Source organism: Gilliamella sp. Pra-s60 (assembly GCF_009795755.1).
In the GTDB taxonomy this organism is placed as follows: Bacteria; Pseudomonadota; Gammaproteobacteria; order Enterobacterales; family Orbaceae; genus Gilliamella.
The window spans coordinates 30,083-50,452 of the sequence record NZ_WTFA01000001.1 but is presented as its reverse complement, the minus strand read 5'-3'; the positions used below and the strand labels follow the sequence as shown (position 1 = coordinate 50,452).

General features: G+C 34.4%; 18 protein-coding genes and 2 tRNA genes. 7 read left to right on the top strand and 13 right to left on the bottom strand.

Going from position 1 to position 20,370, the window contains the following annotated elements; translation table 11 throughout:
* Positions 1-404: 404 nt before the first annotated feature.
* From GQ596_RS00220 to GQ596_RS00200, 5 genes are all read left to right on the top strand, one after another.
* Complete coding sequence (locus GQ596_RS00220; RefSeq protein WP_160399686.1) at positions 405-773, top strand: transposase family protein; 369 nt, start codon at positions 405-407, stop codon at positions 771-773.
* 380 nt (positions 774-1,153) lie between these two features.
* The gene (locus tag GQ596_RS00215) at positions 1,154-1,426 is read left to right on the top strand and encodes a DUF4190 domain-containing protein (RefSeq protein WP_160399685.1); all 273 of its coding nucleotides are present in this window, start codon (positions 1,154-1,156) and stop codon (positions 1,424-1,426) included.
* Positions 1,427-1,452: 26 nt separating this feature from the next.
* The gene (gene bamE, locus GQ596_RS00210; protein ID WP_160399684.1) at positions 1,453-1,869 is read left to right on the top strand and encodes an outer membrane protein assembly factor BamE; all 417 of its coding nucleotides are present in this window, start codon (positions 1,453-1,455) and stop codon (positions 1,867-1,869) included.
* Position 1,870: 1 nt separating this feature from the next.
* Positions 1,871-2,164, top strand: coding sequence for a hypothetical protein (locus tag GQ596_RS00205; protein WP_160399683.1), 294 nt, complete (start codon positions 1,871-1,873; stop codon positions 2,162-2,164).
* A 19-nt stretch (positions 2,165-2,183) separates the two neighbouring features.
* Positions 2,184-2,744 (top strand): hypothetical protein, encoded by a 561-nt coding sequence (locus GQ596_RS00200; RefSeq protein WP_160399682.1) that lies wholly within the window; start codon positions 2,184-2,186, stop codon positions 2,742-2,744.
* 279 nt (positions 2,745-3,023) lie between these two features.
* Here GQ596_RS00200 and GQ596_RS00195 read toward each other — a convergent pair.
* The 8 genes from GQ596_RS00195 to recQ form a co-directional block, all read right to left on the bottom strand.
* Positions 3,024-3,099, bottom strand: a tRNA-Lys gene (locus GQ596_RS00195).
* Between the two features lie 165 nt (positions 3,100-3,264).
* Complete coding sequence (locus tag GQ596_RS00190; protein ID WP_160399681.1) at positions 3,265-6,123, bottom strand: valine--tRNA ligase; 2,859 nt, start codon at positions 6,121-6,123, stop codon at positions 3,265-3,267.
* Between the two features lie 253 nt (positions 6,124-6,376).
* A complete protein-coding gene (panC, locus tag GQ596_RS00185) occupies positions 6,377-7,231 on the bottom strand; it encodes a pantoate--beta-alanine ligase (protein WP_160399680.1) in 855 nt (284 codons plus the stop codon).
* A 5-nt stretch (positions 7,232-7,236) separates the two neighbouring features.
* Positions 7,237-8,091: a 3-methyl-2-oxobutanoate hydroxymethyltransferase gene (gene panB / locus GQ596_RS00180; RefSeq protein ID WP_160399679.1), complete on the bottom strand. Its 855-nt coding sequence runs from the start codon at positions 8,089-8,091 to the stop codon at positions 7,237-7,239.
* Positions 8,088-8,930 carry a Rossmann-like and DUF2520 domain-containing protein gene (locus tag GQ596_RS00175; RefSeq protein ID WP_160399678.1) on the bottom strand — a complete coding sequence of 281 codons (843 nt, stop codon included), beginning with the start codon at positions 8,928-8,930 and terminating at the stop codon, positions 8,088-8,090. Before GQ596_RS00175 ends, panB begins: the two co-directional genes overlap by 4 nt.
* Before the next feature lie 95 nt (positions 8,931-9,025).
* Positions 9,026-10,204 carry a M20 family metallopeptidase gene (locus GQ596_RS00170; protein WP_160399677.1) on the bottom strand — a complete coding sequence of 393 codons (1,179 nt, stop codon included), beginning with the start codon at positions 10,202-10,204 and terminating at the stop codon, positions 9,026-9,028.
* 35 nt (positions 10,205-10,239) lie between these two features.
* Entirely contained in the window at positions 10,240-11,457 is a 1,218-nt protein-coding gene (locus GQ596_RS00165) for a hypothetical protein (protein WP_160399949.1), read from the bottom strand.
* 108 nt (positions 11,458-11,565) lie between these two features.
* Entirely contained in the window at positions 11,566-13,395 is a 1,830-nt protein-coding gene (recQ, locus tag GQ596_RS00160; RefSeq protein WP_160399676.1) for a DNA helicase RecQ, read from the bottom strand.
* A gap of 281 nt (positions 13,396-13,676) precedes the next feature.
* On the opposite strand from recQ, the gene GQ596_RS00155 reads away from it, so the two are divergent.
* Together GQ596_RS00155 and GQ596_RS00150 are read left to right on the top strand one after the other, a co-directional pair.
* Positions 13,677-13,753, top strand: a tRNA-Val gene (locus GQ596_RS00155).
* Between the two features lie 218 nt (positions 13,754-13,971).
* On the top strand, positions 13,972-14,544 hold the full coding sequence (locus GQ596_RS00150; RefSeq protein ID WP_160399675.1) for a serine O-acetyltransferase: 573 nt from the start codon (positions 13,972-13,974) through the stop codon (positions 14,542-14,544).
* 6 nt (positions 14,545-14,550) lie between these two features.
* Here the strand turns inward: GQ596_RS00150 and GQ596_RS11210 are convergent, their stop codons facing one another.
* The 5 genes from GQ596_RS11210 to GQ596_RS00125 all read right to left on the bottom strand — a co-directional run bounded on the left by GQ596_RS11210 (position 14,551) and on the right by GQ596_RS00125 (position 20,285).
* Positions 14,551-14,628, bottom strand: coding sequence for a tail fiber assembly protein (locus tag GQ596_RS11210; protein ID WP_160399948.1), 78 nt, complete (start codon positions 14,626-14,628; stop codon positions 14,551-14,553).
* Positions 14,629-15,003: 375 nt separating this feature from the next.
* On the bottom strand, positions 15,004-15,438 hold the full coding sequence (locus GQ596_RS00140; RefSeq protein WP_160399674.1) for a hypothetical protein: 435 nt from the start codon (positions 15,436-15,438) through the stop codon (positions 15,004-15,006).
* Positions 15,439-16,267: 829 nt separating this feature from the next.
* Positions 16,268-16,621 carry a hypothetical protein gene (locus GQ596_RS00135; RefSeq protein ID WP_160399673.1) on the bottom strand — a complete coding sequence of 118 codons (354 nt, stop codon included), beginning with the start codon at positions 16,619-16,621 and terminating at the stop codon, positions 16,268-16,270.
* Between the two features lie 552 nt (positions 16,622-17,173).
* A complete protein-coding gene (locus GQ596_RS00130) occupies positions 17,174-17,863 on the bottom strand; it encodes an endonuclease (RefSeq protein ID WP_160399672.1) in 690 nt (229 codons plus the stop codon).
* 700 nt (positions 17,864-18,563) lie between these two features.
* On the bottom strand, positions 18,564-20,285 hold the full coding sequence (locus tag GQ596_RS00125; protein ID WP_160399671.1) for a hypothetical protein: 1,722 nt from the start codon (positions 20,283-20,285) through the stop codon (positions 18,564-18,566).
* Between the last annotated feature and the right edge of the window lie 85 nt (positions 20,286-20,370).

Genomic DNA, 20,370 nt, shown 5'->3' with positions numbered 1-20,370 from the left:
TTTTTTCTGATAAAATTAGAAATAATACTTTTACACTTATAATAAGTTAATATATAGAAATTCCTTACGTTGTTTACAGTAATTAGAGAAACTACTGTAATGAATATACATAAAAAAACAAAACTAATGCCTTATCACTGACAAGAAATATGGCGCTTATATCATAAAGAAAAATAACGGTCACTAATTTGGCAAAACGCTTTATGGTCAGTATTCCTACTGTTTATAACGTACTAAAGAAAGCCCCATTGAAGCTTTTTTGGCCTTTAACCAGTAAAAATTAGCGTTATAAAACCATTAGTTATGGAATTAAACGTCTGGTTAAAATCGAAAATCTATTGAAGATAAATTAAGACGACAAGCTAAACGCTATAACAAAACCTATCTGAATGAAATGCTACACGTTGATACCAAACGTTTACCTTTTACTTAAAAATGAAACAAAACAGCAAACTAGAAAATATTTATTTGTCAGCATTGGTCATTTTTCACGTGAGCTTTATGCGGGTATTTACTCCAATAAATCCCAATTTAGCTCAACACAGTTTTTACAAAATAATGTATTAGCCCAATGTCCTTATATCATTAAATGTATTTATTCTGATAATAGACATGAATATCAAGGACCCGCGAACACCTATTTGTTAAAACGTGTCATAATCATCGTATTAATCAAACTCGCCTGCCCACAGACGAATGAGAAAGCCGAAAAGAGTGATACGAACTTTGAAATGCGATATGGCACAATCAGCAAATATTTAGCGATTCAATAGAGAGAAAACAAAAGCTTAAATGTTTGATTAATTTTTATCGTATCATTAAACCTCATAAAAACCATTTTTGGAAAAATGTCTTATTAGTTTTTAGAGGATTATTTTAATCATAAAGTGTAAACAACTCGGCGTTTTCCTACAATTAATTAAATATAAAAGGGCTTTTTAGCCCTTTTTTATTGATTACATTTTTTATTTTTAACTTAACTTGTTACTTTTTAAAAAATTTTGAAAGATTACAACGATCAGTAAGGTTAATTATGATAGATAAAACCTATTATAATATATTTTATTGATCTGTGAAACCGATCATAATACAATAGTCAACCTTTTTAACTTAACCTTTACTTTACTTTTAATAAATTTTTATGGAGATAAAAATGGAACAACAAAAAAAAGCAACAAGTTATTTATCAATATCGTCAATGGTGTGCGGTATTATTTCGATAATACTTCCAATGGCTGGGTTTAACATAGTCGTCGGGATTATAGCAATAGTGCTAGGTGTGATAGGTAAAAATGATGTAATAAACAATCAAAAAGACGGTTTGGGGTTTGCTAAAGCGGGAATTATTTGTGGAATTATTGGTATTGCTATTTGGCTTTTATTTTTAATTGTTATTGGTGGTACATTACTATCATTTATGCATTAATTAATAAATGTTATAAGGAATTAAAAATGAATAAATTACTTATTAGCATTGTGTTAACTACAGGTTTTTTATTGTCTGGGTGTGTGACTAAAATTGAAAGTGCACAAATGATTTTAAAAGATGAAACAAAAGAAACTATTAGAAAAAAAATAAAAGAAGGAAAAACAACTCAAAATCAGATAAGAGAAACATTTGGAGAGCCAACATCGGCACATTTTGATGGTGGTACGGAAATTTGGTCATACAGTTATTATTCTCAAGAACAAGATGTTACATCAGCTGTTATACCATATGTTTCACTCTTTAATTATAAAACAAGAGCTGATTTTCATCAGAAAGAATTAACAATCTTTTTTAATAATAATATTAAAAAAACAGTGAATAGATACACCTTTTATGAGTCTAACAGTCAATTGAATGATAAAACAAGGGTAGGGCGATAAAATGAAAAAAATAATTAGTTTTGTGTGTGTTAGTGTTTTAGGTTTTGTTTTGGTGGGATGTGGTGATAAAAATACTATTACTTATGACATAAAAACTGGCAAAGCAACAGCAAGCGGTTTTGATTCTCAAGCTCCAAATGTAAATGGTTTGAGTTATATGAAAATTATGAATGAGATTAGTAAAAATTGTAATATTGATACTGTAACACTTGCTATAAATTTAAATACTGATGGTAAATATACTACAGGAGTATGTAAAAACGGCATTACTTACAAATTAATTAATGCTAAGTAAAAAAGAAAGGGGTTAAATAATGAAAAAAATAATTAGTTTTGTGTGTGTTAGCGTTTTAAGCATGATGTTGGTTGGTTGTGGTGATGATGAGTTTGTAAAATTTGCTAAAGAAGCAATAAAAGATAATAAAGAACATATATCTATGTATGATTTTAATAATAACAAATACTATATGTACCATCGTTTTATTTTAAGTGATATTAGTAGTAAGATGAATGAAATTTTAGATTCTTCAGCTATTAAAGATTGCTCAAAAACTAAGGAAGAAGTAAATAAAATAGTATTATCGGATGATGATATTACTTTTACTTGTATTCAATCATCATCTGATAAAAAAGTTAAATTTCAAGTAATCGGAAAAAAATCATCATACAATAAAAATTTTATGGATAGTGACATAGATTATTTGTTCAACTTTAACAATAATACAAGTGAATTAAAGCAAATTAATCAATTTTCAGATACAGAAGGAAATCACATAATTGGAGGACTAAAAGTCGCATGTAATATTTCAAAAGATAAAGAAATATATGATGATTGCGAATTTCAAAATTCAAGAGTAAAAATAATTGGTTTATAAGTAATAATAAAAAGAGGGGTTTCCCTCTTTTTATTTTTTACTCGTCAAATCTACCCTTCAAATTAATAATTTATATTGTTATTTTCTTTAATTTTTATATCAGTTAATTTATTACTAGCCATAACAACTCATGCCTAAAAAAATTTGTATATGCTTCTAGCCACATTATAACCGTATACAAAAATATACGCAGTTCAGTGCAACTTAGCAAAAGTGATTTTTAGGTAAACCTTTCTTTTATGATTTTTAAAGATTGAATAAAGAGTTAAAAAAGAGGAGTGGTGGGTTGTGAGGGGATCGAACCCGCGACCAATTGATTAAGAGTCAACTGCTCTACCGACTGAGCTAACAACCCACTGAAATATTACTGAGTTATTCTATATAAATCTAATCAATAATGCAAATTATCGATCTCATTTTATTTGCTAATAATTTAAATGTGAATCTAAAAAACATTAAATTGAACATCACAATATTCATAAAAAACCTCTCAAATGAGAGGCTTTTAATTTTAAAAAACTTAAAGATTTTTTATCGCGGTATACTGCTCTTGCAACTTGGCTTTATCGTCAATATAGCCTTGTTGTTTTTCCTTTTCTTTCGCGACCACTGCTGCGGGTGCTTTATCAACAAAGCTTGCGTTAGATAGTTTGTTTTCAATACGAGAAATTTCGCCATTAATTCGCTCAATTTCTTTTTCTAAACGCGCAAGTTCGTTTTCTTTATTAATTAATCCAGCCATTGGGATAAGCAACTCAGCACCATCCACTAGTTTAGTGACAGACAATGGCCCTACTTCACCTTCATCAAGTAAAACTATTTCGGATAATCTTGCTAGTGATTCAATAAAGTTGATATTGTCACTAATAATTCGATGTACCGTTGGTGAGGCCTTTCTAATTAGTAATTGCAATGGTTTACTTGGTGCAATATTCATTTCTGCACGAATATTTCGCACAGCAATTACCACATCTTTTATCCAATTAATATCTGCTACCGCTTCGTCATTTACATGTTGTTTATCAAAAGCAGGCATTGGTTGTAACATAATAGTGTCAGCAGTTATGTGCATCAATCCTTTTACATTTTGCCAAATTTCTTCCGTAATAAATGGAATAATTGGATGAGCTAGACGCAATAGCGCCTCTAATACTGTCACTAATGTATGACGAGCTGCACGTTGTTGTGATTGTTCGCCATTGGCTAAAATCGATTTGGTTAGTTCTAAATACCAGTCACAAAATTGGTTCCAAGTAAATTCATATAAAATATTTGCGGCTAAATCAAATCGGTAGGTATCAAATGCTTCACGATAAGATTTAACGGTTTGGTTAAATTCAGCTAAAACCCATTTATCAGCAAGAGAATAATCTAAATCTCCGCCATTGAATCCGCAATCGTGTCCTTCTGTATTCATTAACACATAACGGCTAGCATTCCAAAGTTTGTTACAGAAGTTTCGATAACCTTCTAATCGTTTTAGATCCCAATTGATATCTCGCCCTGTCGATGCCAAGGCAGCTAACGTAAAGCGCAATGCATCAGTACCATGAGCCTCAATGCCATTAGGAAACTGCTTTTGAGTTCGTTTAGCGATTTTTTCAGCCAATTGAGGTTGCATCATATTGCCTGTACGTTTTTCTAATAATGCAGGCAGAGAGATGCCATCAATCATATCTAAAGGATCAATTACGTTTCCTTTAGATTTTGACATTTTTTGCCCTTCTTCATCACGAATTAAGCCTGTAACATACACGGTTTTAAAAGGAACTTGTGGTTTACCGTGTTCATCTTTAATAAAGTGCATGGTCATCATAATCATTCTGGCAACCCAGAAGAAAATGATGTCAAAACCAGTTACAAGCACATTCGTTGGGTGGAATGTGGCTAAATCATCAGTATTACTTGGCCAACCTAGCGTTGAAAACGTCCAAAGCGCTGATGAGAACCAAGTATCAAGCACATCGTCATCTTGTTTCAGTTCAATATCATCAGCAAGGTTATTTTCGCGGCGAACCTCGGCTTCATCTCGGCCAACATAAACATTACCTTGTTTATCATACCAAGCAGGAATACGGTGTCCCCACCATAATTGACGCGAAATACACCAATCTTGGATATCATTCATCCAAGAAAAATACATGTTTTCATACTGTTTTGGTACAAATTGGATATCGCCATTTTTTACAGCATCGATCGCAGGCTCGGCAAGCACTTTTGCACGCACATACCATTGATCAGTTAGCATAGGTTCAATAACAACACCACCACGATCACCATAAGGAACAGTTAAATCATGAGGTTCAATTTTTTCTAAAATACCGAGTGATTCACATTCTGCCACAACCGCTTTACGAGCAGCAAAACGCTCTAGATTTTGAAATTGAGCAGGAATAGTTGGTTCGTAAGCATCACTTGGTTCACCATTAGTATCAAACACTTCAGCTTGCTGACGAATATCACCATCAAAGGTTAAGATATTGATCATCGGTAATTGATGACGTCGCCCTACTTCATAGTCATTAAAATCGTGAGCTGGCGTAATTTTTACGCACCCTGTACCTTTTGTCATATCAGCATGTTCATCACCAACAATAGGAATACGGCGATTAACAAACGGTAATATCACATATTGGCCAATCAAATCTTTATAGCGTGGATCTTCAGGATTAACCGCAACGCCAGTATCACCAAATAAGGTTTCTGGGCGAGTAGTTGCAACAACTAAATAATCTTTACCATCGGCTGTTTTGGCTCCATCTGCTAATGGATAACGCAAATGCCACATTGAGCCTTTAACTTCTCGATTTTCAACTTCAAGATCTGAGATCGCCGTGCGTAATTTAGGATCCCAATTAACTAAACGTTTGCCTCGATAGATAAGGTTTTCTTGATATAGTCGAACAAAAACTTCTTTTACGGCGTTTGATAAACCATCATCCATAGTGAATCGTTCACGATCCCAATCAACCGAATCCCCTAAACGACGCATCTGTTTTGTAATGCTACCGCCGGATTCAGCTTTCCATTGCCAAATCTTGTCAATAAAAGCATCTCGACCATAATCATGGCGAGTTTTGTTTTCTTCAGCAGCAATTTTACGCTCTACCACCATTTGCGTTGCAATACCAGCATGATCAGTTCCTGATTGCCAAAGGGTATTATGCCCTTGCATACGGTGATAACGAATCAAGGCATCCATAATTGTTTGTTGGAAAGCATGCCCCATATGCAAACTACCCGTCACATTCGGTGGTGGAATAGCAATACAATAACTTGGCTGTGATTTGTCACCATTAGGCTTAAAGTATCCGCTTTCTTCCCAATGTTGATAAATGGGTTGCTCAATTTCGTGTGGATTATAAGTTGTGTTTTTCATAATTAAAGCATCAATCCTGATCTAGGGCATAATAGAAATAACTTCTATTCTACAGTAAAATAGAAAAACAATAAATTAGCAGAACGATAATCTAAGTGGATTTAATTTATCTTTGACGATCTTATGTAAATATTGATAGTGATGAGTTCAAAATTCACCGTTTTAAAATTAAAACGGTGAATTAAAAAAGCCAAATTATATGGTTAAAACAAAAATTATTTTTAATAGCTCCAATATGAATAAAAAATAACTTTTATCTACCACTATGTTGATAAATAAAATTATCAATCAATCGTGTTTTACCAATATACACGGCTAATGCACATAAGCTGTCTTGCTCAAGAGAGTCTACTGGTTTCAAGGCAGCTAAATCAACAAATTCAATATAATCAACTTTAGCTAGCGATTGCTTTACTATTACGTTATGCATAGCTTGGGTTATTGTAGCTACTGATTTTTCACCTTGTTTAATTTTATCTTTAGCACATTCAATAGCCTGATATAAACAAACTGCAGCTTTACGTTCGGCATCTGATAAATAGCTATTGCGAGAGCTTTTGGCTAAACCATCCGCTTCACGTACAATTGGACAGCCTATAATATCAACATTAAAGTTTAAATCATCAACCATACGTTTAATCACCGCAAGTTGTTGAGCATCTTTTTGTCCAAAATAAGCACGGTCAGGCTGAGTAATATTAAATAATTTGGTTACTACCGTACACACACCTTTGAAATGACCAGGTCTTCTTTTGCCACAAAGCGCATCGGTTAAATCATTAACATCAACATAGCTATTGAAGTTAGCATCATACATTTCACTCGCTGACGGGCAAAAAATAAGATCGACTCCCATCTGCTCGCAGGCGATTTTATCTCGCTCAAGATCACGAGGATAGCTAGCAAGATCCTCTGAAGGACCGAACTGTATCGGATTAACAAAAATAGTAACAATAACTTTTTGATTATCTTTTTTAGCCGCTGCCATTAAACTTTGGTGCCCTTCATGCAAATACCCCATAGTTGGCACAAGTCCAACACTGCAACCAGCTTGACGCCAAGCTTTGACTTGCTTACGCACTTGTTCAATAGTTGTTACAACGTTCATTTTAGTTACCCTTTATGACCTATTGAAAACTCAGATTTAAGTTTTACCATTATTTCGTTATCAATTGCAAACTCATGCTCTGAAGCAGGAAATTGCTGTTCCTTCACTTCTTCACAATACTCGGAAAACGCTTTTTTCATTTGTTCACCGATTGGTGCAAAAGATTTAACAAATTTTGATGAAACACCATCATACATAGAAAGCATATCTTGATAAACAAGCACTTGCCCATCACAACCAACCCCTGCACCAATACCAATAGTTGGAACACTAACTAATTCAGAAATAAATTTAGCTAAATCAGCAGGAACACATTCAAGTAGTATTGCAACCGCGCCCGCTTGCTCAACAGCTAATGCATCAAGAATAATATTTTTAGCATGTTGATATTCTTTGCCTTGAACTTTATAGCCACCTAAAGCAAGCACTGATTGCGGCATTAATCCAATGTGTGCAATAACAGGAATAGAAGCTTGTGTGATCATGTTAATATGCTCACAAAAAGCTTGCCCCCCCTCAAGTTTAACGGCTTGAGCCTGCCCTTCTTTAACTAAACGTCCAGCATTAAAAACGGCATCATATACCGAAGCGTGATAAGACATAAAAGGTAAATCTGTGACAACAAAAGCCGTTTTAGCCGCCCTTGCAACAGCTTTAGAATGGTGAATCATATCTTCCATAGTTACCGATACAGTACTATCATAGCCTAGCATTACCATGCCTAAAGAATCGCCAACCAACAAACAATCTACGCCACTTTCGTCCATCAATTTGGCAGTTGTATAATCATATGCCGTTAACATAGTAATTTTTTGTTTATTTTGTTTACGTTTTTGTAGTGTAAGGATAGTGTTTTTCAAGGTAACAACTCCAATTCTAATTGTCGATAGTCCTTATTTGGATGTTTTTTACGACTAAGATTAACTAAAATTGAGGATAATTGCTTATACAACGGTTTAACATCAGTTGGTATGACAGCTAAATGCTCTTTTATTGTTTCAACATCAGCACGTTCAATAGGACCCGTTAAAGCGGCAATTGTCCCCGCTTTGCAAAGATTTTTTGCATTATCTAAAAATAACATATGCCAAGCTTGTTGACTAAATTCAACATCAAGCCCACATTTTGCGAATAAATCACTTCCTATTTGAGCTAATGCGATAACCTGATTGCTAAGCATTACACAAGCCGCATGATAAAGCGGTTTTTTATCAGCCGACAGTATCGCCATAGGATTTTTTAATGGTTTAAAAACTTGTTGTAATTGAGAAATAGCGGGTTCATTTGCCTCAAGCGTAAAAAACACTTTTGACATGGCGTGATAACAATCAAATCGATCATAGATTGCATATAAAGGATGCAAAGAAAATGCAAAAGGATGAACCGCTTGACGAGATATAAATACGTTTGATGTCAATAATCCGCTGCAATGACCGACCCATTTATTGTCAATAGGTAACTGACAAAGCGTTTGCCAAACAACGGCTATTTGATGATCTGGCACTGTCAAAAACAGACAATCACAATCTCTCACTAGCTTGTCTAACGTTGAATATGCCCGACTTAGAGTAAATTCACTTGCGACTTTAGCTTGTTCATAAGATCGACTATAAAACCCAGCGACCTGCATACCACACAAAGAAAAATACTTAGCTAAAGTGCAGCCTACTTTACCTGCGCCAATAAAACCAATCACCATAATGATTATATATTTTTTATAATTGTCGCATTATAACTAAAAAAACAAAAACCAACCACTAATCAAATCGATTTAATGGTTGGATTTTTTTAAGATTAGTTTTTATTTAAATATGCCCAAGCGTATTGTGCATAAAATTCTGCACCAACAGTCATACCATCTTCATCAACGTTAAAACAACCATGATGATGTGGCCATTGAGTATCTTTATCAGGATTGCCAGAACCGACTAATGCAAATGCACCAGGAATGTTTTCAGTATAATAACTAAAATCTTCACCGCCTGTTGTTGGAGCTTCAAAATAAAGCGCATCTTTACCAAAAGATTGAACAATCACATCTTGAGCAAGCAAGGCACTTTCTTTATCATTAATGACAGGTAAAGTACCATAAATATATTCAACTTCAGCTGTTGCACGATACATTGCGGCAACTTGATTTGCATAACGACGGATCGCAGCTTCAATTTTGTCTCGCACTGCGATATTAAAACAACGAACAGTACCTTCCAAAACAGCATTTTCAGCAATAACATTAAAACGCGTTCCTACATCCATTCGCCCAATTGTCACAACCGCAGGATCCAATGGTGCTATTTCACGAGAAACAATAGACTGCACATTCATAACAAATGCCGAAGCAACCATTACAGCATCAACAGTATCATGAGGCATAGAACCATGTCCACCCTTGCCTTTAAATCTAACTGTTAACAAATCGGCAGACGCAAAACTGGAACCGACAACACAAGAGACTTTGCCGACAGGCATTAGCGCCCAAATATGCATACCAAAAGCACTATCAACATCTTCTAACACACCTTGTTTTATCATACCTTTAGCACCTTGAGCTACCTCTTCTGCTGGTTGAAAAACAAGTCTTACATTACCTTTTAATTGATCACGAATAGCCCAAAGCGCTTTTGCCGCAGTTAATAACATTGCAGCATGAGTATCATGACCACACGCATGCATTTTGCCATCGATAGTTGATTTATAATCGATATTTTGGCTTAACTCTTGTACGGGTAAAGCATCAATATCCGCTCTAAGCAAAATTCTTTTACCGGGTTTGCCACCTTCGATATCAGCAATAATTCCCGTTGGCTCAGTTCGGCGATAAGGAATACCGATTTTATCTAATTCTTCTGCTATTCTATCGGTAGTTCTAAACTCCTCCCATGGTAATTCTGGATGTTTATGCAAATCACGACGAAAGGCTATCATTTCACTTACATGTTGTTTAATTAGTGTTTTTATATTCTGATTTATCATCTTTTTACCTTTAAATTTTAATTTATTTAGTCATATTAATGACCAACAATCATACTAACCATTATGCCGGCTAAAATAACCGAAACAATTGTCACAGAAATAAAACCACCGATTAACATTGGTGCTAACATGTGGCTTGTGAGTACCTCTTTTTCTTTTGGATCTTTGGTTAAATGATTAATCACTTCGTTAGTAATAATATAATCTGCTGGGAATCCATATAATGCAGTAAGAGCAATCGAAAATGCCATTTCAGTACTTACTTTCAGTAACTTACCGACAACTATTGAAAAAATAAACATACCAATAACCGCCGCCAAAATAAACACAACTAAAGGCGTAACAAGGCGAAGTAGCATTTCTGGCGTAGCACGATTTAATGTATCAAAAACAAATAACATCAGTCCCATTACGGCTAAACCAAATCCACCTGCTTTTTTTAATGGATGGCGCTCTAAAAAGCCGAATGAAGAAGCTATAACACCAAACAGCAAACAAAGTACAAACGCATTTATTGTTATAACCGGTTTTAACACTTCAGACACGCTGTAAGCTAAAAAGCCAACAATGGCAATGCGTAAAAAGATGAAATAAGAAGAATTATATTGAGCAGGAATTTTTGCAAATAAACGAGGCATCGGGTTTTCATCAGTTAAGACATCATCATGTTTATCTAAATTAGATTTTTCCTCAACATCTGACTTCCAAGTGCCCTCATGATACTGTTTTAAAACTCTTTTACCTTCACGTTTAAGCATAATTGAAGTAAGAGGATAACCAATAAAGCCTTGCATTATATAAATAATAATAGCAAAAACCGCCAGTTCAGCTAATCCTGCGTCAGTTGCCCCTTTAGCCATAATAATCGCCGAAACAATACCACCAACCAAAGGTGGAATAGCAACAATAGTAGTATTAAAATCAAAAAATAGATAACCAACAAAAAAAGCAAAAATAACGATACCTGCAATACCAGCAAGCGAAATTAAGATGGTTTTCCATTGACGTAATAACTCTTTTACCGATAATAACGTCCCCATATTCACAATCAATAAATACATAAACATAACAGCAACTACTGGGGGAATACCTGCTCTAGCAACAATATCGGCGGGGAAGAACGTCCAATAACCGACTAAAAAAAGTATTGCACAAACAAAAACAGAAGGGATCCAAGCTTTAGTTCGCGTTGAAACGATATCGCCAATATAAAGAATTATCAGCAACAACACTAACGCAAGCATCTGTGGCATATTGTTCATTGTTGACATAAAAATCTCCATTTTTATTGGTTGATTATAATTTTCAAAATAATCAAAACTTTCTAAGAATGGTTATTATATGGAATTTGTACAAAAATGTTACAAAATTTTTACCATAAATTCATTTATCTCATCTAAAAACAAATTACCATATTTTTCTAACTTAATTTTACCTACGCCTGTAATGTTAATTAACTGCTTTTTACTTTCAGGTTTAGTTTGAACCATTTCTAACAATGTCGCATCACTAAAAATAATATATGGCGGCACATTTTCGACATCAGCAATATCTTTACGCAATCGCCTAAGATTGTTAAATAAAATTCGCTCTTCGTAAGATAAAATCGTTGTTAAATTAATGGATCTAGCATATCGATTTATGCGGCTTTTCTTCACAAGTTCTAAGCGAGGTTTAGCCAATGATAATGGAATTTCGCCTCTAAGTATCAAACGAGCTTTTTGTGTTAATTGAAGTGTTGTATAGGTTGATATATTTTGGCTTAAATACCCCAAATAAACCAGCTGCCTAATAACACTAAGCCAATAGTTTGGTGAGTGTTGTTTACCGATACCATAAACCGATAATTTATTATGCCCCATTTCTTTAATGTGAATACGACCCGATCCCCTTAAAACATCAATGATATATTGCGCCCCATAACGCTGCTGAACACGATAAACACAAGATAAAACTTTCTGAGCATCAATTAAACCATCATAAAGTTCAGGAGGATACAAACAAATATCACAGTTATTACAAGGTTCAGTTCGTTCTTCGCCAAAATAATTAAGCAAAACAGTACGCCGACAAGTCAAACTTTGTCCAAAAGCGGCCATCGCACTGATCTTTTGTAATTCTACATCTTTATGCTTACCATCCTTTTTTTCGATAGCTTTTTTCTGATACCACTCAAGATCTTTATTATTAAACAACAGTATCGCTTCTGCCGGTACGCCATCACGCCCTGCTCGGCCTGTTTCTTGATAATAAGCTTCAATCGTTCGCGGACAATCCGCATGAACAACAAAGCGCACATTGGGTTTATTAATCCCCATACCAAATGCAACGGTGGCAACAATAATTTGCACATCATCTTTTAAAAAAGCATCTTGTGCTTGTTGGCGCTCTTCGTTAGACAATCCAGCATGATAGGCCATAACCGAAAAACCACGAGCCGAGAGCTTCGTCGTTATATCTTCAACCCGAGAACGGCTTGAACAATAAATAATACCTGGATTACCTTTTTGAGTTTCAACAAAAGAAACAACCTGCTCAATCTGATTAAACTTTTCAGCGACAGTATAACGAATATTAGGTCGATCAAAACTTCTTACCACAACCAACGGATCAACCAGATTAAGTTGAGTCATAATATCAGCTTGTGTCAACTTATCGGCTGTAGCTGTCAAGGCAACGATTGGCACATTAGGAAGACGAATAGAAAGTTGTCCTAATTGTCGATAATCAGGCCTAAAATCATGCCCCCATTGAGAAATACAGTGCGCCTCATCGATAGCAATTAACGAAGGAGGTTGTTCATTAATTAAAGTAGAAAAACTATGCACGCTCAATCGTTCAGGCGAGATATATAGCAATTTTATTGATTTATTTAAATACTTTTCGATAACTTCTTGTTGTTCTGTTGCTGATTGAGAAGCATTAAGATATGCCGCATCAATACCATTAGCTAATAATTGATCGACCTGATCTTTCATCAAAGAAATTAAAGGCGAAACAACAATGGCAGTACCAGATAATAAAACCGCAGGAATTTGATAACATAAAGATTTACCGCCCCCTGTTGGAATAATCACTAAAGTGTCACGCCCATCGATAATAGATTCAATAATTTCCCTTTGCTGGTTTCTAAATGCCTTATAACCAAAAACATTTTGTAGAACATCTTCTATCTGATCTTTTATCGACATACAAACCTAAATACGAACGTTAAACGAAATGCGTCGAGTATAGCTAAATTAAGTTAAACACACCACTATGAACTTACATAAACTTACAATTCGTTCCAAAAATAAAAAAATTCTTAGAAAAAATATGTATTGAATAATCATGTTATGAATTTTTTTAAAATCGAAAAAATTATGTTCATAATACAATCAATCTCGTTCAACAGATTAAAAAAGCAGCTATTTTTTATTTTTTTACTTGATACAAACCGATTTGCCCGCTAATATTTACGTGTTTCAAATATACGCCCGTAGCTCAGTTGGTTAGAGCATCACCTTGACATGGTGGGGGTCAGTGGTTCGAGTCCACCCGGGCGTACCATTCTAAAGCCTTATCTTACAAGCCTTTAAAGTGATTACCTAAAACTCAGATTTTATTCATAGGGTAAAACTGGGGTAAAACTAACGCTTCACTTATCATGATAACAATAAACTACACACGACCAATTTACATACGCATGACGCTGTTGAGTATTGTAAGTTGAAGATTGATAATATGTTTGTTAATATCTCAATTATCTAATTAAATTGAGTGACTTTATGAAATACATACACATAATTAAATTTTTAATGACTCACGATTTAACGCATTTGAAAGAATGCTGGCAGGCAGAAGTCACAAATAATAAAAAAATAAACTTCTATCAATTATTAAAATTATTCGTTAAACCAATATATAATAAAAAAAAGTATTTATTTTGGTGGCGTTTAGCTAATGAAATGTATATATGCGGAAATAAAAAACAAAAAGTAATCGCCCGGAAAATACAAAAAAAATTAATATATAGATTTAAAATTGATATAGAGCTAGGAACAAAAATTGGTAAAAATTTAATATTAGCCCATCCGTACTCTATAACAATAACGAAAAACACGGTAATAGGAGAAAACTGTTACGTTCTACAAAATATAACAATTGGTGGTGCAAATGAACCGATTAAAATAATAATTGGTGATAATGTTTCTATTGGTGCCAATTCCGTGATTTTGGGCGGTAAGATAAAAATAGGCAATAATGTAAAAATCGGCGCAATGTCATTCGTAAATAAAGATATTCCAGATAACTGCACTGTTTATACGCAAAAAACAAATACAATTATCCAGAATGATTGATTTTTACTATGGCTTTTCTGACCAGTCAATTGCTGACGTAGTATCGACATCAATACAATTTAATAAAACCCGATATTTTCCCATTACTTTAACTGCACTTCTTCGTCAACCTGTTGCATACCTAAATTGATGATAGATCTAAGTTAGAATGCCTAAAATTTTACCCTAACTTCCTCTAGACATAACCTCTCCCTCATCACCGAGCTTTAGGTTTTAAATAGAACAATCAATATTGAAACAGGTGCACCAAACAAAGTTGTAAGTTGCGAATAAAATAGGTATTAGCCAACTAGCTTATTCTCAATATAAAAAAAGCCAAAAGTTAAGAAAAGCAACACGGATTAAAATTGCCCGAGCACTACAAATCAAGCCTGAACTGATAAATTTTTAATAAAAACCCCTCCTAGAAAATTTGATAAAATAGCACTAAATAAAAACAATTCCTTTCTGGTTTCATAGTTATTGTATTCTGGTACAGTGCTTTAATATTTTATTTTTTTCATTTTTTTCTTTCTCATCTAGCCTCATTACTAACTCAGAAATCATCTTAAACTCATTGTCTGATATATATTCAAACCCGTTAAAACCAGAGAATTGTATACCAGCTAAAAAGCCGTTGAAACTTTTATTCAATTTCTTAAAATCTTCCTTCACTATTTCATCTGTACTCGACCATTTTACAAAAAAATCATCGTTTTCTTTTAAAAAGGTAACTACTGATTTTCCATGATCAATTGGTGCAGAATAGTTTTGAAACCCGCCATTCTCCCATTTTGCTCTTTGTTCGGTTATACTACACTCCCAATTCCCGATAAGCATTTTTTCAGTTACTTTCTTTTTACCACAACCAAATAAAGCAACCCCAATTAAACCAACTAGTAAAATTTTTTTCATACTATTTCCTTCGTTTTTGGTAATATTATGAAATTTATTAACAAATAGCAATAACAGATCACCCGAAGGTAGTTTGTTAGCTTACTTGGCTAAAAAATAAATTCAATAAAATCAATACCTTTCCTGACGTTTTTTTGCTTAAAACGGTGACTTTATTTTAATAGGTGGAATAAATTTGGAATTTCAAAAATAGATTTAAAAGCCCAACTTTTGAAGAGTTGTTCATAGTTACAATAAAAAGACAAACAACAAATAAGCTAATAGCTGATATATAGATTTGATTTAATAGAAATTGGCCTGCTTTTATAAATTCTTTATTATTATAGATTTCACTTGCCCTAGCAGAAAAAGACTTTTCCCCTAAATTTATTGTTATATGCCCGTTAAAGCCAAAAGAACTCATTTTTGCTATATAATAGTAATACCCCATTTTAATAGCATTAAAACGAGCAACATTTAAGAAAAAAAAATAAAAATAGTGAGCACACAAAAAAAGATGGACAAATATTTAAAAATGATTTTATTGATTTGCAAAAACATGCTAATCATATAAAAAACAACTTGTCCACCTTGTGTAAAATTTTTGTTATCGAAGCTCATTAATTAAATTTCCTTATAGCAGACTCAGTCGTAGCGATGATCACCACGATAATCAGGATGAAGATTTCTTCCTTCTGGCGTACTAGGATCTAACAATGAGGCAGGATCACCCATTTCCTGTATTTGGTGCATTTGGTTTATATGTCTCAGTTCTTCTTGTGTAAGTGGTCTAGTGTGTTTGGATAAGAAAGCAATAACAGCTTTCCCTTTATTTACAAAATAATCTTCATCACATTTGAAATATATGACTAAAACAACTACGGCGACAATAATTGGAACAACTCGCCAAAGAATAAAAGATATCATCATCGTTAGCCTTATTATAGAGATTTCTTATTTTTTGTGTCTCTTTTGTATGGTGGTTTCCTTTAACATCATGAGTAGCTTTACCTTCATTTTTTACATTTTCAATAGTTTGCTCATTAATGCTTTGTTCTGATTTTTGCTTTTCTCTTAACTTATCTATTTCACTATTAATTATCCCTTTATTTTCTGCTATCTGGTTATTCCTTTCCAACCTATTTTGACTAACTTTTTCATTCATTTGATTATAGCTATCTTCAAGACCTGTTTCTTTCTTCATCGCATTTGCATCTTGAATATATTTTGTTTTAAATTAGGCTAAATTTCATTCATTATATTATTAACACTTTAAAAAGTATAGAGTTTTATAAATCATCGCATAACTACTTTTGGTATTTTGCAACATTTAAATATAACGTGTTAAATGAAATTTAATTTTTCTAGACTAGTTACTAAACTAGCTTTTTGGGCTTTATTTTAATAACTTTCTCATAAACAATTTTTATTAACGAGGATTATTGAAATTATTAATCATTTTATATTTTGTATATTATTCTTGAATTGGCATGAATAAATTACTCAAAATTTTGACATAAAAAAACCACAATTAAGCGGTTCGTTTTTTCTTTTTTAAATTATTCGAAGTATATACCATGATTTCTTATTTTTTAAGCTATCATTAGCCATCTTAAAAAAGATATAAATTTGATAAAAACAAAATAATAATTAATTTAATTGCATAAAAAATTTTAACCACAATATGTCACATAGTATACAGCAATCGCATCAGGGATTGCCGTTTTAAAAATAATACTATTATCTTTTTTATTTATTACCTACACCGTTCAGTAACAAACTTATTCTCATTACCCTGCACTTTTGCTATATGCACATTACGCTCACATTCCCAATTTTCAGGGGCATACATTTGATTCCAAGCCATCATGAGTTTCTTTTCTTGATTTGATAAATTGATTTTATATTTATCAGACATATAAAGATAGGTGCGTGCTATCATTCCACGAATTTCATTACGTGGCTGAAATATGCGAGCTTTAAAATCCACAGCACTTTTACACTGTCCATACTGATTAAATTCTTTAGTAAATTGTGAATAACGATAATTAGATCTATCACCATTCACTTCACCAATAGCGGGTTGTAAATTATGCATATCCCCTTCTATTTGATTAAAGGTAGCATCTTTTTTGCACGCTTTACGCCCACCTTCTTGCCAGCATGTCAGGTGTCTACCAAAATTTTCGGCAGGCATAACGTGTTCCCACTCAATACGCTCAGCTCTAGCCTGATTTTTTCTTGGCTGGTACCCACACTTGCTAAAATCAACAACGCTTTTTTTACCTACCCACGAAAATTCGCATCCGCAATAAAATGTCGTTTGATTAGGGTTTGATTTATATAATTTAGTTAACTGTGTTTTGGCTGAATTAAAATTCTGTGCTGAATAAACAAATAACGGAACAAATAAGAGTAAGATAGCTATTTTTTTCATAAAATCCATTTAAAATAAATCCAAAAACTATAAAATTTAATATGTTATATAAAACATCGACTTTTATAGTAGAGCATCCTGCAATAACAACTATCAAGTAAGAAGCTTGATAAAATAAACCCTCAGCTTTTAACTAGGGATTGAAAGAGAAAAAGGATGCATGGATACCTAATTCTCTTGTTTATCATATTGGTATTGTTTCCAGTCTATTAACCAATCAAAGGTAAAGTACCCCGCCGGTAACTTTTAATATATCAACAGGTATTAAATAAATCAAGGTGATATTATTAAAAATTCAATAACTTAAATTCAAACAAAAAGCATCAAATACAAGAGGTAAAGTAGAAAGTTTAAAACAATACGTTGATAATATTGCATTAATTGAATAAGTCAGTAACAGCCTAAGCGTACCCAAGGTTAACTTATTGTTGATGTAGGATAATTTTTGATAAAAAAGTTAAATAAAAACTTCAATAAAATCAACACCTTTCCTGAACTATTTTTTGTTGGAAAATAATATTTTTTTTGTTGGTGAATAAAATGAATTGAGTCGATAGCTTCAACTAGAAGGGCGGCGCTATTGTGGCTTTGCCACAACGGCGCAACCCTAAGGGAAACGCCCCAACTTACGCGGGGGCTTTATTCTTGTCTATATTGTCCTCTCAGGCACCGTAACCCCTTCCGCGCCCTAAGGATTAAGAACTAAACGCTAAGGGGTAGGGCAAACAGCATAACGGGTGTAGGTCCCAGGGATGCTGCTGACAGCGCCGTTGTACGAGTAGACATAGAACTTGTCACTACCTGCAACGGCGTTCGTCCAGTAGGTGCCGACGAAGCCCGCATCAACGTAGTCGCCCATTTCGCCCCACTCCGTGAAAAAGCCTGCGCCTATGTGACGCTCGTAATTATTATCTGATGAGCGAGGTGTTGCGCCACCTATGCCATAGATACAACGAAAACTGCTATTTACACCTGAACTACACTTCGCATTGGTTAAATCACTTACCTGTGGTATACGATAACCCAAACTATTACACCATGCTAATTGCTCCCTATAATATTTTTCTTCACCACCCCGATTGACGAACCACTGCTTTAACACAAAGCCATAACGAACCTCATGACCATTACTATCCCTTCCGACCAACTCGAAGGTCTGTGGCAAAGCTGGACGTGCAAGTGGACTTGGATTACTTGAGCTTATTTGACTACTACTTGCCCTAGGACCTGTTAATGTTACCCGTGTTACATTCTTGGATTTATCCGTAATCCAATAATCAGCGTCCCAAGAATTCCCATTAGGAAGTGTGAATCTCCCTGTACGCGGCCTTGTCCAACTCACTGTTGCACCTATACTACCACTTGTGTTAACTGTCCAACGCAACTGACTTGCGTCTAATCCACTAATAAGCAAATCAAAATACAAACCATCTGCTCCTGTAGTTGGAAAGTTTAGGTTGTAAGATGATGGGTTTGTAGACTGAACTAAAAAGCCCTTTGCTGGATTCCATATGCTAGGTGGGCCTGCGTAGCGGCGGTTGTCCCTAGAATCAATGCCTGTTGTTCCACCGAACAACAAATTCGGCCTGACCGAACAAATTTCAGGCCGTGACGGCATGAGATAATACGTCACTCTGCCTCCACTGAACGTACTCCTATTCGGTAAACCATATCGTGTAGTTAAACTCCCCCCTGTACTATTTAAGGTTACCGTATAAGGAACATCACGACATGCAGTTAATCTAAATCCATAACCCCATTTTTCACCAGTTATCTCTGCAAACTCTGCCCATATACTCCCTGATGCTGTTACTCCATTAACTCCCTGTCCATCGCCATCATCATCACCCCACTTCCCTTGGTTAACCAAATCATTTATACCTATTGTATACCTTTCATATGACCATGGAACGGACAATGGTACCACTGTGTGTATATCACCAAAAGTAAAATCACCATCCGGTAACATTATCGGATTTGTCCGACTCGATGTGTTGGTCGATGGCGTGATAACCCTTCCATCTGGCAACTCGATTGCCAAAAGGGTATCTGTATCCATTGCCTTTGTCTGTCCACCATCAAACGTTAAATACGGCGCACTTCCCTCTATTACCCTTGATGTCTGTGCCGATAATGCCTGTGTATCCTGCGTATACGACAATAACAACAATGGTGCTAAGAATAATGCGGATTTACATAATAATGGCGGTTTGGATAACCACTTGGAAATCGGCGGTAATTTTGCCGAAGATGCTGTTGAAGAACCCGCCGAAGACATCGCCAATAAAGACCGCGATGACGGCGTCGATTTCGCTACGCGAAATGACTTCGGTGATGAAAATAACTGTGGCGCTTGTTTTTGACCACCGTGCGAATCAATAAGATTTAGGGCATAGGTTTGGCAGGCCAGATGCCAGATGCCAGATGCCAACCATGGTAATGCATTTTTATTTCCTTGTCAAGTAATTTCTTGTTTTTTCTCGATTTTTCTATCCGTTCGCTTATTTTTTGAGCGA

Coding starts and splice junctions, on each gene's coding strand:
- GQ596_RS00215 (WP_160399685.1), top strand. CDS start 1,154: ATGGAACAACAAAAAAAAGCAACAAGTTATTTATCAATATCGTCAATG.
- bamE (WP_160399684.1), top strand. CDS start 1,453: ATGAATAAATTACTTATTAGCATTGTGTTAACTACAGGTTTTTTATTG.
- GQ596_RS00205 (WP_160399683.1), top strand. CDS start 1,871: ATGAAAAAAATAATTAGTTTTGTGTGTGTTAGTGTTTTAGGTTTTGTT.
- GQ596_RS00200 (WP_160399682.1), top strand. CDS start 2,184: ATGAAAAAAATAATTAGTTTTGTGTGTGTTAGCGTTTTAAGCATGATG.
- GQ596_RS00190 (WP_160399681.1), bottom strand. CDS start 6,123: ATGAAAAACACAACTTATAATCCACACGAAATTGAGCAACCCATTTAT.
- panC (WP_160399680.1), bottom strand. CDS start 7,231: ATGAACGTTGTAACAACTATTGAACAAGTGCGTAAGCAAGTCAAAGCT.
- GQ596_RS00175 (WP_160399678.1), bottom strand. CDS start 8,930: ATGGTGATTGGTTTTATTGGCGCAGGTAAAGTAGGCTGCACTTTAGCT.
- GQ596_RS00170 (WP_160399677.1), bottom strand. CDS start 10,204: ATGATAAATCAGAATATAAAAACACTAATTAAACAACATGTAAGTGAA.
- GQ596_RS00165 (WP_160399949.1), bottom strand. CDS start 11,457: ATGCCACAGATGCTTGCGTTAGTGTTGTTGCTGATAATTCTTTATATT.
- recQ (WP_160399676.1), bottom strand. CDS start 13,395: ATGTCGATAAAAGATCAGATAGAAGATGTTCTACAAAATGTTTTTGGT.
- GQ596_RS00150 (WP_160399675.1), top strand. CDS start 13,972: ATGAAATACATACACATAATTAAATTTTTAATGACTCACGATTTAACG.
- GQ596_RS11210 (WP_160399948.1), bottom strand. CDS start 14,628: ATGGGAAAATATCGGGTTTTATTAAATTGTATTGATGTCGATACTACG.
- GQ596_RS00140 (WP_160399674.1), bottom strand. CDS start 15,438: ATGAAAAAAATTTTACTAGTTGGTTTAATTGGGGTTGCTTTATTTGGT.
- GQ596_RS00135 (WP_160399673.1), bottom strand. CDS start 16,621: ATGAAGAAAGAAACAGGTCTTGAAGATAGCTATAATCAAATGAATGAA.
- GQ596_RS00130 (WP_160399672.1), bottom strand. CDS start 17,863: ATGGATTTTATGAAAAAAATAGCTATCTTACTCTTATTTGTTCCGTTA.